The organism is Sphaerisporangium corydalis (assembly GCF_025506355.1).
Classification (GTDB): Bacteria; Actinomycetota; Actinomycetes; order Streptosporangiales; family Streptosporangiaceae; genus Sphaerisporangium; species Sphaerisporangium corydalis.
Window position 1 is genome coordinate 89742 of record NZ_JANZYP010000007.1, and the last position, 12236, is coordinate 101977.

At 70.6% G+C, this 12236-nt stretch carries 12 protein-coding genes; 6 read left to right on the forward strand and 6 right to left on the reverse strand.

What is annotated here, in order from left to right; translation table 11 throughout:
• The first annotated feature begins 11 nt into the window (after positions 1 to 11).
• From NYZ98_RS07495 to NYZ98_RS07505, 3 genes are all read left to right on the forward strand, one after another.
• Positions 12 to 167: a hypothetical protein gene (locus NYZ98_RS07495; RefSeq protein WP_262841815.1), complete on the forward strand. Its 156-nt coding sequence runs from the start codon at positions 12 to 14 to the stop codon at positions 165 to 167.
• A complete protein-coding gene (locus tag NYZ98_RS07500; protein ID WP_323802293.1) occupies positions 164 to 571 on the forward strand; it encodes an ATP-binding protein in 408 nt (135 codons plus the stop codon). The genes NYZ98_RS07495 and NYZ98_RS07500 overlap by 4 nt, the downstream gene beginning before the upstream one ends.
• 503 nt (positions 572 to 1074) lie before the next feature.
• A complete protein-coding gene (locus tag NYZ98_RS07505; protein WP_262841817.1) occupies positions 1075 to 2040 on the forward strand; it encodes a methyltransferase domain-containing protein in 966 nt (321 codons plus the stop codon).
• A gap of 651 nt (positions 2041 to 2691) precedes the next feature.
• Here the strand turns inward: NYZ98_RS07505 and NYZ98_RS07510 are convergent.
• On the reverse strand, positions 2692 to 3648 hold the full coding sequence (locus tag NYZ98_RS07510; RefSeq protein WP_262841818.1) for a cyclase family protein: 957 nt from the start codon (positions 3646 to 3648) through the stop codon (positions 2692 to 2694).
• Positions 3649 to 3843: 195 nt separating this feature from the next.
• Between NYZ98_RS07510 and NYZ98_RS07515 the strand changes: the two genes are divergently transcribed.
• Complete coding sequence (locus tag NYZ98_RS07515; protein WP_262841913.1) at positions 3844 to 4686, forward strand: SDR family NAD(P)-dependent oxidoreductase; 843 nt, start codon at positions 3844 to 3846, stop codon at positions 4684 to 4686.
• 92 nt (positions 4687 to 4778) lie between these two features.
• Here the strand turns inward: NYZ98_RS07515 and NYZ98_RS07520 are convergent, their stop codons facing one another.
• Complete coding sequence (locus tag NYZ98_RS07520; RefSeq protein WP_262841819.1) at positions 4779 to 6047, reverse strand: serine hydrolase domain-containing protein; 1269 nt, start codon at positions 6045 to 6047, stop codon at positions 4779 to 4781.
• A 31-nt stretch (positions 6048 to 6078) separates the two neighbouring features.
• On the opposite strand from NYZ98_RS07520, the gene NYZ98_RS07525 reads away from it, so the two are divergent.
• A complete protein-coding gene (locus tag NYZ98_RS07525) occupies positions 6079 to 6999 on the forward strand; it encodes a cyclase family protein (protein WP_262841820.1) in 921 nt (306 codons plus the stop codon).
• A gap of 18 nt (positions 7000 to 7017) precedes the next feature.
• On the opposite strand, the gene NYZ98_RS07530 is transcribed toward NYZ98_RS07525, so the two are convergent.
• The 3 genes from NYZ98_RS07530 to NYZ98_RS07540 all read right to left on the reverse strand — a co-directional run bounded on the left by NYZ98_RS07530 (position 7018) and on the right by NYZ98_RS07540 (position 10252).
• A complete protein-coding gene (locus NYZ98_RS07530; RefSeq protein ID WP_262841821.1) occupies positions 7018 to 8514 on the reverse strand; it encodes an AMP-binding protein in 1497 nt (498 codons plus the stop codon).
• A complete protein-coding gene (locus NYZ98_RS07535) occupies positions 8511 to 9596 on the reverse strand; it encodes an LLM class flavin-dependent oxidoreductase (RefSeq protein WP_262841822.1) in 1086 nt (361 codons plus the stop codon). The genes NYZ98_RS07530 and NYZ98_RS07535 overlap by 4 nt, the downstream gene beginning before the upstream one ends.
• 131 nt (positions 9597 to 9727) lie before the next feature.
• Complete coding sequence (locus tag NYZ98_RS07540; protein ID WP_262841823.1) at positions 9728 to 10252, reverse strand: MarR family winged helix-turn-helix transcriptional regulator; 525 nt, start codon at positions 10250 to 10252, stop codon at positions 9728 to 9730.
• A gap of 61 nt (positions 10253 to 10313) precedes the next feature.
• Between NYZ98_RS07540 and NYZ98_RS07545 the strand changes: the two genes are divergently transcribed.
• Positions 10314 to 11639 (forward strand): amidohydrolase family protein, encoded by a 1326-nt coding sequence (locus NYZ98_RS07545; protein ID WP_262841824.1) that lies wholly within the window; start codon positions 10314 to 10316, stop codon positions 11637 to 11639.
• On the opposite strand, the gene NYZ98_RS07550 is transcribed toward NYZ98_RS07545, so the two are convergent.
• Positions 11587 to 12222: a MerR family transcriptional regulator gene (locus NYZ98_RS07550; RefSeq protein WP_262841825.1), complete on the reverse strand. Its 636-nt coding sequence runs from the start codon at positions 12220 to 12222 to the stop codon at positions 11587 to 11589. The genes NYZ98_RS07545 and NYZ98_RS07550 overlap by 53 nt on opposite strands.
• Positions 12223 to 12236 lie beyond the last annotated feature (14 nt).

Here is a 12236-nt window from a genome sequence, read left to right on the forward strand (position 1 = left end):
GGTGTGTGCGCATGCAGGAGCACAGCGACAAACAAATGGGCGCTAATCGGGCGCGGTACACGCAAGAGCATCAGTTCATTCACTTCACCTGGGGGCGGAGCAAGGCTCACCGGGTACGGGCGCTGGCCAACGACGTGGTGGATCGCATCGAGGAGGCGGCGAAGTGAAGACCCTGGGGCTTCTCGGCAGTGTCCATCTCCCGGGTAGAACCGAGTCGGTCGGGGTGGCTCGGGCGTATGTGCGTCTGCTGCTGCACGTGGCGGCGTCTTGGGATGTTGATCGGGTTGAGTTACTGGTCAGTGAGCTGGTGGCGAACGCGATTCAGCATTCGGAGTCGGGACGTCGGGCGGGTGGGCTGGTAGAGCTGGTGCTGAGCGAGACCGGTCATGCCTTGCGCGTCGATGTGATCGATGAGGGCTCGGTGAATCGCATCCCGCAAATTCCCGAGCAGGTGGATCCGCTGAGCGAGGGCGGCCGTGGGCTGTGGCTGGTCGCGCAACAGTCCTCGGCTTGGGGATGGGCGGAAGACCAAGCAGGGCGGGTCGTGTGGTTCGAGGTCGCACGATCATGATCACTCTCGGGCCATTAGGAGTCCTGTTCTCTTCCGATCACCGCTGGGATCGGCGCCGGGAGTTTTTCTTCCAGTAAAATATGATTTCTATGCCCGAGTCTGCGCAGATGGCAGAGCGGACATCTCTTAAAGTCTTGTCGGGTTCTGTTGGTCGATTTACGATCGTCGGTAAGTTGAGCCAACATAAAGCACAGGCCGGAAGGAGATCGATCATTGGGCAAGCATGATGGTGATAAGCCATCGGACAAGCCGGTGGAGAAGCCGAAACCGAACTCGGATGGAGCTCGCCCCGATCGGCCTGGCCAGCATGAGAAGCCGGGGAAGAAGTGAGCGCTGATCAGCGGGTCACGGCCCTTGCTGATCAAATGACGGACCTGGCCGAGAGTTGGCGGGTCGTGTTTCACGCTGTACCGCGTCATTTGTTCGTTCCAGACAGGGCTTGGTGTGATTGTGCCGACGGCCCTGGATATCTCATTGACCGGGGGGCCGATCCTGAGGCGTGGATGGACGCCGTGTATTCCGACGCGGCGATCGTCACGCAGCTCGACGACGGCGCGACCGAGATAGCGGAGGGGAAGGGTGACTACACTTCTTCGTCGTCCGCGCCGGCCGTCGTGGCGGCGGCTTTGGGGTTGCTCGATCCCTATGATGGCGACGAGGTCTTGGAGATCGGCACGGGCACCGGCTGGACGGCCGGATTACTGGCGCATCGTCTCGGGGACGAGAGCGTGACCAGTGTCGAAATCGATCAGGCCGTGTTCACCGCAGCCTCCGAGAACCTGAAAAGGGCCGGATACGCCCCCCGGCTGATTCTCGGGAACGGATCCGAGGGATGGGCCGAAGTCGCGCCGTACGACCGGGTACACGTCACCTGTGGCGTATGTGAGGTGCCGTATGCGTGGGTGGAACAGACCCGTCCCGGCGGGGTGATCGTGCTCCCGTGGACGCCTCGGTGGGAAGGCGGCTACCTGACCCTGCTCACGGTGGTCGGAGATGGCACCGCCGTAGGAAGGTTCCACGGTGGCGTCGGGTTCATGCTGCTTCGGTCGCAGCGATGGGAGCTTCCTCAGCTTGAGGGAAACTATCGGAAGTCCTCGACCTACCTTGATCCGCGTCGGGTGGTGCGGGCCCCGGCGGGGGCCGCTGTCGCCGTGGCCGGACTGCTGCCGGATGTGTACGGCGCACATGCGGATCAGGAGGGCGGCGAATTCCATTTGTCACTGTGGTCGGAGGAGTCTGACGCTCAGGTCCACTACGCGCCCGATTACAAGGCCGTGGCGGTCCTGCAGCGGGGGCCGCGCAATCTGTGGGACGAGGTGGCGGCCGCTTATCTGCGGTGGCTCTCCTGGGGGGCGCCGTCCAAAGACCGGTTCGGGATGACGGTCACCCGCGGAGGCCAACACATTTGGCTGGACTCTCCAGACAACTCGATCACGGCTGTTAACAGGCACGCTGAACAGGCTGAATAGATGGTCGGGCACCCCGTGAGAGACCCGGGCGGCGACATCCGGATCGCTGTTCCCGGGGTGTTGCCGACGAGTTCTCCGATCATTTGGAGGGTGTGAGCCGTCTCGCGGGTCGCCGATGGGTGGGCGCGGTCGTACCCGGGCTCGGCGCCGCATGAGGCGCCGGATTCGCCGTTCTCCTGTCCCGTCGCGTCGGCGCCCAGTTCACGAGCATACGGCCGGGGGGATACGAGCCTGCGCAGGTCAAGGGGGTGGCGGAGGTCGTGGTGCGGGAGTCGAGGTTGGGGCGATCGGTAGGGCCGTGGGCGGGGGGTGGAGTGGGTCGGCAGGGCCGGTAGGCCGTGGGAAAACGCCCGAGCCGAAGGCGAGGACCATTTCCGCCGGGCTCGGCGCCGCATAAGGCGTTCGCCGTACTCCCGTCCCGTCGCGTCGGCGCCCAGTTCACGAGCATACGGCCGGGGGGATACGAGCCTGCGCAGGTCAAGGGGGTGGCGGAGGTCGTGGTGCGGGGGTCAGAGTGGGTCGGCGGAGCCGCGTGCGGGGTCGGAGTGGGTCGGCAGGGCCGGTAGGCCATGGGAAAACGCCCGAGCCGAAGGCGAGGACCTTTCCGCCGATCGCGTCCTTCAAGGCATCGCACCCCCCGATTGATCGCGGTCAGAATGTGGCGATCGGGTTGACCGGGCTGCCGGACGTGCCGGCGAAGCGGACCGGTGCGACCGTGAGGTGGAAGTCCCACTGGCCGAGTTCGGCGGCCGTCGCCGCGCAGGCCTCCAGGTCGCAGTTGTCGAGCAGCCACAGACCCATCGCGACGAGGCTCACGGCGTGGACCGGCATCAGCACGTCGTCGTACCCCGACGGCTGAACGTCCTGGGGGGTGTCGGCGCCGATCATCGCGACCTCCCGTTCACGCAGCCATGGCAGGCAGGACGCGTGCCAGCCGGCCTGCGTGAAACCGCCGGCATAACCCGCCTCGTGCCGGACGCGGCCATAGCCGGTCCGCAGGAGTACCGCGTCGCCGGATCGCACCCGCACACCCTGGCGACGCTCGGCCTCCTCCAGGTCCTCGGGGAACACACCCTGCCCCGGTTCCAGCCACGGCACGTCGCGGGCCCTCGCGATGTCCAGCAGGACGCCACGCGTGATGATCCCGTTCGCCGCCGCCGTGACGGCCGCCCACGCCGATCCCGTCGCGGGGTCGACCAGTGAGTGCGACCGCCCGTTGTACATCGTGCCGTCCCAGAAGATGTGGCACGGCGAGTCGAGGTGGGTGAGGGTGTTGCCGTGGAACGTGATGCCGAGCCGCTCGGACGAAAAGCCCCAGCGCCGGTCGGCGTGGAATGCGGGCACCGGCATGTTCTCGGCACCCGGCATGTCGGCGGCGCACGGGCACGTCGTCGTCGACCGCTCCATGTCCTCCGGTACGGCGACCTCCCACGCGCACGACACGCTCCTGCCGTGGCGCACGGCCCGCGCGGCCGTCAGCCGGACGTCGTCGGTGATGTGGTTCAGAGTGCCGAGCTCGTCGTCGTCGCCCCACCGCCCCCAGTTCGACAGCGTGTCGAAGTACCCGAGCACGTCGTCCTGCGTGGGCATCGGTCGCCCTGCCGTCATCCCAGCATCGACTCCTCCGGTCACGTGGTTCGAGACACCGCAGGCAGGGTATCCCGCCCTCTCCTTCGACATGACCTCGCTCAGGCCGGAGACGGTTGGGCGACCTCGATCCGACCCCCGGCGAAGGCCCACGTCGATCCTCGTCCGTACGAGCGGTGGCCAAGCAAGTGCTAGGTCGGTATGGTTCGTGGGGTGATGGAAGGGCTGGGGCTCGGGGGGCGTACCGCTGTCGTGACCGGCGGGGCCGGGGCCATCGGGTCGGCCATCTGCGCCGACCTGGTCTCGCTCGGCGCCCGCGTGGTGGTCGCCGACATCGACGAAGCCGCCGCCGAGAGACTCGCCACCCACCTCTCCGAGAGCGCCGCGCCTGTCTCCGGGATCGGCTCACCCCTCGCTGAGGAGACCCGTTCACCTCTCGCCGGGGACGGTTCTGCCGCGCGGGGGCCGAGCCGGTCCGATGGGGCCGTGGCCGTGCGGGTGGACCTGGCCGATCCGGGGTCGATCGAGGAGTTCTGTGCCCGGGTCGGGGAGGTGGACATCGTCGTGCACAACGCGGGCGTGTCCATCGTGGAGCCGTTCGTGACCAGTGACCCCGCCGGGTGGGACCTGATGTGGGCGGTGAACCTCCGCGCGCCGATGCTGCTCACCCGCCTGCTGCTCCCCGGGATGCTGGCCCGCTCCTGGGGCAGGCTGGTCTTCATCTCCTCGGACGGCGCCAGGGCGGGGTCCGGCGGCGAGGGCGCCTACGCGGCCACCAAGGCCGGTCTGTTCGGCCTGGCGAAAACCCTGGCCAGGGAGGCGGCGCGCGGCAACGTGACCAGCAACGTCGTCTGCCCGGGCCCGACCGACACCCCCATGCTCCGCCGGGTCGACGCGGAGAAACCCGGCCTGGTGGAGAGGATCGCGAAAGGCATCCCGCTGAGGCGCCTGGGCACCCCGGCCGACGTCGCCGGCCTGGTCGCCTACCTCTGCACCGACCGCGCCGCCTACATCACCGGCCAGACCCTGTCCGTCAGCGGCGGAATCACGATGCAGTGAGGACGACCATCCAGGACCCGGTCCCGCACTCCCGGCCGATACCCCGTCTCGGACGCCCGGCCCGCGTGATCGACGCGTGCGGCGGCGGCCCGTCAGGGGAGGGAGTTGTAGGTGGCCTCGACGAGGCGGAAGGCGCGGAGGCTGCCGGCGGCGGAGGCCATCTTGTTCATGTTGTAGGCCATCGCGAGACCGTGCCGCACGTCCCCGAGGCCGATGGACCCGCCGAGCCCGGTGTGGCCGAAGGCCGAGTCGGCGCCCTTGGCCGGCGTCAGGAACGTCAGCCCGGACCGCATGTAGCCGAGGCCGAAGGAGCTGTCCACGAACATGACCCGGTCGGGCCCCTGGACGCGCCTGCGGATGGCGTCGTCGAGCGTCTCGGGCTTGACGATGTCGCCCGCGACGAGGTCCCGGTAGAAACCGGCCAGGCCGCGTGCCGTGGTGACGAGGCCCATCGCGGGCCAGCCCGCCCGCATGATCACGGGGTGGTTCGCCCCGCCCTTGAGCTTGCCGGGGCTCGGGTTGCCCATGGCCCGGTTCATGAGGCTGTCCTTGTCGAGCGAGGCCTTGGCCATTTCGTAGAGCGGGTCGCCCGGCCCCCGGCCGCCCATCACGGCGTCGAGCGCCCTGTTCGCCCCGCCTTCGTCCCCGCCGGCATCCACCGCGCCGGGGTCGGACGCGGTGCCGTCTTCGCCGGTCCCGGTCCCATCGGCGGACGTAGTGGTGCGCGTGCTCGCGGACAACTGCCCGGCGCGCGCGGTCACGTCGTCCGGGGCGCCCAGCCACAGGTCGAGCCCGCGCGGCCCGGCGATCTCCGCCGCGACCATCTCGCCCACGCTGCCGCCCGTGACGCGCCTGATCACCTCGCCGACCAGGAAGCCGTACGTGAGGGCGTGGTACCCGTGGGCGGTGCCCGGCTCCCAGATCGGGGCCTGCCCGGCCAGCCGGTCGGCGATGGCGGCCTGGTCCTCGAACTCCTCGACCGGGACCTCTCGCTCGATCACCGGAAGCCCGGCCTGGTGGGTCAGGAGGTGCTCGACGGTGATCTTCTCCTTGCCGTGGGCGGCGAACTCGGGCCACACCTCTGCCACGGGCCCGCGCACGTCGACCAGCCCGCGCTCGGCCAGCATGTGGAGCGCGGTGGCCGTGACCCCCTTGGTGCACGAGTACGACAGGACCGGGGTGTCGCGCACCCACGGGCGCCCGGTGTGCCGGTCGGCCACGCCGTCCCACAGGTCCACGACGGGCTCACCGTCGAGGTAGACGGCGAAGGACGCGCCCAGCTCCTCTCCACGGGCGAAGTTGCCCTCGAAGACCTCGCGTACCCGGGCGAACCGGGGATCGCAGTCACCCTGAGCGGTCATTACCGACCTCCGTTTGAAAGGAAGCGCTTGCTTGGTTACCGAGCCTAACAACTGGGGGCGGTTCGGCCCAGACGACCAGCGGGGCACCCTCAACCTGCTGACGCCCGCCGCCGTGCTCGCCGCGCTCGCCACGGCGTCGACCGGCCAGGTGATCAGCCTGTCGATGCCGATCAGAGGCGCCACCTCGTCTCCGGCTCCGACGACCGTGCCCCACCTCCGGGGCCGGCCGCTGCCACAGCATTTCATGTCGGTCGACGGCGGCGACTACGCGGCCGGGACCAAGGCGATCGGCGCCGGGCTGCGCATGGCCGACGACGCGCTGATCGTCACCCACCACGGCACCACCACGCACATGGACGCGCTGTGCCACATGTGGTCGGGGGAGTCGCTGTACAACGGGCATCCCGCCGCGCGGGTCCGCTCGTACGGCGCGGCGCGCTGCGGCATCGAGACGGTGGGCGGCGTGGTGGCCCGTGGCGTGCTCTTCGACGTGCCCCGCCACCTGGGCCTGGACCACCTGCCCGTCGGGTTCCGCGTGACCGGTGAGCTCCTTTCGGAGATGGCCCCGGACGTGCGGCCCGGCGACGTGGCCGTGGTCCGCACCGGGTGGCCGCTGGTGTGGGAGAGGTCGCCCGAGGAGTACTGGTCGGGGCAGCCCGGATTGTCCGGGGACGGCGGGCGGTGGCTCGCCTCCCGCGACGTCGCCCTGGTGGCCTCCGACAACGCCGCGATCGGCGGGCTCAACGCCCGCCAGCTCGCCGACGAGGACTTGGACGACGACCTCCACATGATCTTCCTGTGGCGGCACGGCATCCACCTAGCCGAGATGCTCTGGCTGGAGGACCTGGCGGGCGCCCTTGACGGGACGAGGCGGGAATTCGTCTTCATCGCGGCCCCGCTGAAGATCGAGGGAGGCACCGGCAGCCCCATCAACCCGCTCGCGATCCTCTGACCGCCGACCGGCGGCCGGTCAGCCGCCCGGGTACGCGCCGCCGCCGTGATGGGCGTCCAGGGCGTCGTAGTCGGGGATGAAGCCCTTCTTGGGGATGGCGTCGGCGAACTCGACGTGCCTGGGCTTCTTGTAGGAGGCCAGCAGGCCGCGCACGTGGCCGGTCAGCTCCGCGGCGTCCGCCTGAGAGCCGGGCCGGAGGACGACGATCGCCTTGACCGCCTGCGTCCACCGTTCGTCCGGGACGCCGATGACGGCCGCGTCGGCGACGGCGGGGTGGGACTTCAGCGCGCGCTCCACCTCGGCCGGGTAGACGTTCTCGTTGCCCGACTTGATCATGCGCAGGCTCGGGCCGATGAAGGTCAGCGTGCCGTCCGGCTCGCGGCGGCCGAGGTCGCCGGTGTGGTGCCAGCCGCCACGGAACTTCCACTCGTTCAGCTCGGGCCGGTTGAAGTACCCGGAGAAGATCGATTTGCCGCGCGCGCAGATCTCGCCGACCTCGCCCGGCGGCACCTCGACGCCGGAGGCGTCCAGCAGGCGCACCTGGACCAGGGGCGAGGGCCGCCCGGCGAATCCGGCGGCGCCAGGGGCGAGGCCGAGGAACGTCAGCATGCCGCCCACCTCGGTCTGCCCGTACCCGCCCATCTTGGACCGGCACCACGGGGTGTCCGAGACCGTGATCATGTCGTCCCACTCCTGGGAGTGGGAGACGAACTCCAGGGACTTCAGGTCGTACTTCCCCCCGGCGTTGGCCGCGGCCACGGCGTCGATCATCGGGCCGAACAGGAACGCCTGCGTGCACTTCTCGGCGTCGACCAGCCGGCAGACCTCCTCGGCGTCGAACGCGGGCGTGAAGACGTTGGTGCCGCCGGCCAGCAGCGTGGCCAGGCAGAACATCATCGTGCCCACGTGGAACAGCGGCCCGCTGGTGAGGAAGGTGAAGCCCGGTTCCATCTGGCGCACGTGCAGCAGGGACGCCGCGTGCGCGACCAGGGCCGCGTGGCCGAGCAGCGCCGCGTTCGGCCGCCCGTCGAAGGCGGCGGTGTACAGCGCGAGGACCGGGGCCGCGTCGTCCCCGAAGTCGGTTTCCAGGGCCGCGCCGCCCGCCAGGAAGCGCTCGTACTCGTCCCCGGAAAGCAGCCACCGCGCCCCCTCGGGCCGTACGGCCTCGACGGCCTCCGACCGCTCCCAGACGACGACCTTCGGGGTGAGGTCGGACAGGACGAAGGCCAGCTCGTCGGGCGCCTGCCGCCAGTTCGCGGGGCAGAGGACCGCCCCGATCCGCGCGGCGGCGAGCAGCAGTTCCAGGACGCGGTGGGAGTTCTGCCCGAGCCACAGGACCCGGTCCCCCTCGCCTACCCCCTCGGCGGCGAGCGCGCCGGCCAGCCGGGTCACCCGCGCGTCGAGCGCGGGGTAGGTGAGCCGCACGTCCCCGTCGACCACCGCCGTGACCAGCGGGCGCGCGCGGGCGTGCTCGGCGAGGACGTCCGCCAGGGTGAGGCGGTGGACGGTGCTCATCGCGCCTCCTGGGCGGGGGATCGGTCCTGGAAGGCGGGCATCACTTCGGCGGCGAAGAAGCGCATGACGTTCTCCATCTCCTCGAGGGGGATCGGCCGGGTGCTGCCGAAGTCGCACAGGAGGTTGGAGAAGCCGAAGTCCTCCAGCATCCGGATCTGGCCGATCACCCGCTCGGGGTCCCCGATGACCTCCAGCTGCTCCCAGCGGAACTCGTTGCTGACCGAACCGCCCTTGAGGTAGCGGTCCTGGTAGTACTCGAAGCCCTGGGCGGCCCTGCCGGTGCGGGAGTCGATGGGCGCGCTCTTCTCGTTGAAGATCCGGGCGCGGTCGAACATCTTCTCGAACCTGGCCTGGGCCTCGCGGGCCCGTTCGGCGGTCGGGGCCACGTACACGCTGCGGGCCACGACCAGCTCGGCCGCCGCCACGTCGTGCCCGGCGGCCGCGGCCGTGCCGCGCCACGTCTCCGCCGCCTTGGCGATCTTGTGGAACGGCGCGGCGGGGTCGGCGAGGATCGGCATGCCGCGCTCCGCGTACATGGTGACGGTCTCGGGCGACACCGCGGCCACGTGGATCGGCGGGTACGGCGCCTGTGTCGGGCGGGGGACCAGCGACACCTCGGCGCCGGTCCGGTAGAACTTGCCCACGTGCTGGTAGGTCTCGTTGGACCACAGGCCGATGATCATTTCCAGCGACTCGTTGAACCGGTCGCGCGCCTCGGCCAGGTCGACGCCGAACCCCTCGAACTCGAAGCTCTGGTAGCCGCGCCCGATGCCGAGGTCGAGCCGGCCGCCGGACAGGACGTCCACCTGGGCCGCCTCCTCGGCGACGTGCACGGGGTTGTGCAGGGGCAGCACCACGATGCCCGTGCCGAGGCGCAGGCGCGTCGTGCGCGCGGCCAGGTGCGCGAGCATGGTGAACAGGTTGGGCACCACGCCGTAGTCGCGGAAGTGGTGCTCGGCCAGCCGCACCCCGTCGAAGCCCAGTTCCTCGGCCAGTTCGGCGAGCCTCAGGTGGTAGTCGTAGACGTCCTTGAAGCTCTGGCCGTCGAACCGGTGGAAGAGGTGGAAGGTCGAGAACTTCATCGGCGGTACCCCTGGCGGTCGTCTCCACATGCCCTGTCGTCGCGCCCGTGCCGTGCTCCCGGCCCACCCGTCGGTGAACCAAGCGCTCGCTTGGGCAGCCTACCAGGAGAACGGGGCGTCGCGGGAGCGGCCTAGCGGGCCCGGCGTCCGCCGATGATGGCGAGGATCTTCCGCAGGGCGTCCGCGGCCTCGCGGACGGCCTCGTCCGGCACGCCGGCCATGGTCCTGGTGTGCGCCCGCCCTGACCCCACGAGGGCCTTCGCGGTGAGGGCCAGCCCTTCCGGCGTCAGGCGCACCCAATGGCTGCGGCCGTCCCCGGTGTTGGCCTCGCGCTCGACGTAACCCGCCCTGACCAGCCGTTGCAGGACGTTGCTCGTGCCGCCGGAGGTGAGCAGGAGCGAGCGGGTGAGCTCGCTGGGCCGCAGCCGGTAGGGCTCGCCGACGCGGTTCAGCGCGGCGAGCACGTCGAACTCGGCGTAGGTCAGCCCCAGCTCGGCCAGTTCCGCGCGCGTCGCCTGTTGCAGCAGCCCGTCGATGCGCGAGACGCGCTTGCTGAGCTCCAGGGTCGCGATCAGGGACGGGGACAGCTCGGACCGCTCCCACCCTGGGACCAGTGCGTCCACCTCGTCGCGGGCGTCCTGCCCATCATCCTGCACGAACCCAGGCTACCCTCCGTCGAGATTGCTTTCTCGAAAGCTTTTTCATAAGCTACCCGCCATGACATCCTTGTTCGTACGAAACGGGCTCCTGATCGACATGGAGCCGGACCCCGCCACCGCCGGCCCCGGCGACGTCCTGGTGGAGGACGGGGTCATCACGGCCACCGGACCCGGCCTGCCCGAGGTCGCGGGCGCGGAGGTGATCGACGCGACCGGAATGATCGTGATGCCCGGTTTCGTGGACACCCACCGGCACACCTGGCAGGCCGGCCTGCGCGCGGCGGCCCCCGACATCAGCTTCGGCGGGTACCTCGGCCGCGTGCTCGGCGAGTTCGCGCCGCGCTACCGGCCGGAGGACGTGTACACCGGCAACCTGGCCGGCGCGCTGGAGTGCCTCGACGCGGGGATCACGACGCTGGTCGACTGGTCGCACATCAACCTGACGCCCGCTCACACCGACGCGATCATCGAGTCGCTGCGGAACGCGGGGATCCGCGCCGTCCTCGGCTACTGCTACGGCGGCGACGGCGGGCCGGACGGCCTCACCGCCGAAGGTCACCGCGTGCGCGAGGAGCTGTTCGGCGGGGCCGGCGGCCTGCTGTCGATGGCGGTGGCCGCGTTCGGCCCGGAGATCGTCAGCGAGGAGCAGGCCCTGCGCGAATGGCGGCTCGCCCGCGACCTCGACGTGCCCGTCACCGCGCACATGGGCGGGCACGGTGCCGAGGGCGCCGAGCGGGGGCTGGCGTTCCTCCAGGACAACGGCCTGCTCGGGCCCGGCACCATGTTCGTGCACCCGAATTACTACACCGCCGACGCCCTCCGGCGGATCGCGGACGGCGGCGGCACCGGTTCGGTGTCCCCGCTCGTCGAGGCCGAGCTCGGCATCGGGTACCCGGCGACCGGCCGGGCGCGTGCCGACGGCATGCCGGTCGGGCTCGGCGCCGACACCGTCGCGTGCGGGCCGGGCGACATGTTCAGCCTGATGCGGGCCGCGTACGTGCTCGAACGCGCGCGTCCCGGCGGCGCCGGGCTGGGGTTCACCACCCGGGACGTGCTGCGGATGGCCACGATCGAGGGGGCCGAGGTCGCGGGGCTGGCGGAGGTCACCGGGTCACTGCGTCCGGGCAAGCAGGCCGACCTCGTGCTGCTCCGCGTGGACGGGCTCGGCCAGGCGCCCGTGAACGACCCGATCGGCACGGTGGTCCTCGCCGCGGACACCAGATCGGTCGACACCGTGATCGTCGCGGGCCGGGTCGTCAAGCGCGGCGGCCGGCTCCTGCGCCACGACCTGCCGTCCCTGCGTGCCGCCCTGGCCGAGTCGGCCGCCTGCGTCACCGGCCGCCCAGGATCCGGGCGGACTCCGACTCCTGTGCCAGCCTCCTGAGCACGTCGAAGGCCCTGCCGTACAGGACGGTGCCGATCACCAGGGACTCGACGGCGGTCTCGCGCGGGCCGTCGAACGGGATCTTGTGCATCTCCAGCTCCGAGACCAGCCGCATCATCAGGTCCGCGTACTGACGCAGGCCGTCGTCCCCGGCCGGCATGCCGAGCTGGTCGAGCCGCACCAGCACCTGCGCCAGCTCGTCCCGGGTGGGCGCCTCGGGGGCGATGCTCCAGCCCATGTCGCCGATCAGCTCGTCCACCCGCGTGAGGGCCGCCTGGTGCTCCCGGTCGTCCGGGCCGGCGTCGACCGGGGAGGCCAGCGCGTAGTGGGCGGTGCCCAGCATCTCGTGGACGGGGGTGTCCTCGTCCTCGACCGCCGCGATGATCTGGCCGATCGAGGCGACGGGCAGCCGGCCGACCTCCAGGAGCGCGCGGATGAGCCGCAACCGCCGCAGGTGCGGCTCGCCGTACTCCGCGCGGGTCGCGGCCGTCTGCTCACCGGCGGGGAGCAGGCCCTCGCGCAGGTAGTACTTGATCGTGGGGATCGGCACCCCCGACGCGGCGCTGAGCTGGGATATCCGCATTCCAGGATGGTACT

What these genes read in the sequence shown, in the direction of transcription:
- NYZ98_RS07505 (WP_262841817.1), top strand. Translation starts at nt 1,075, where the DNA reads ATGGACGCCGTGTATTCCGACGCGGCGATCGTCACGCAGCTCGACGAC.
- NYZ98_RS07495 (WP_262841815.1), top strand. Translation starts at nt 12, where the DNA reads ATGCAGGAGCACAGCGACAAACAAATGGGCGCTAATCGGGCGCGGTAC.
- NYZ98_RS07535 (WP_262841822.1), bottom strand. Translation starts at nt 9,596, where the DNA reads ATGAAGTTCTCGACCTTCCACCTCTTCCACCGGTTCGACGGCCAGAGC.
- NYZ98_RS07545 (WP_262841824.1), top strand. Translation starts at nt 10,314, where the DNA reads ATGACATCCTTGTTCGTACGAAACGGGCTCCTGATCGACATGGAGCCG.
- NYZ98_RS07510 (WP_262841818.1), bottom strand. Translation starts at nt 3,648, where the DNA reads ATGACGGCAGGGCGACCGATGCCCACGCAGGACGACGTGCTCGGGTAC.
- NYZ98_RS07550 (WP_262841825.1), bottom strand. Translation starts at nt 12,222, where the DNA reads ATGCGGATATCCCAGCTCAGCGCCGCGTCGGGGGTGCCGATCCCCACG.
- NYZ98_RS07515 (WP_262841913.1), top strand. Translation starts at nt 3,844, where the DNA reads ATGGAAGGGCTGGGGCTCGGGGGGCGTACCGCTGTCGTGACCGGCGGG.
- NYZ98_RS07520 (WP_262841819.1), bottom strand. Translation starts at nt 6,047, where the DNA reads ATGACCGCTCAGGGTGACTGCGATCCCCGGTTCGCCCGGGTACGCGAG.
- NYZ98_RS07530 (WP_262841821.1), bottom strand. Translation starts at nt 8,514, where the DNA reads ATGAGCACCGTCCACCGCCTCACCCTGGCGGACGTCCTCGCCGAGCAC.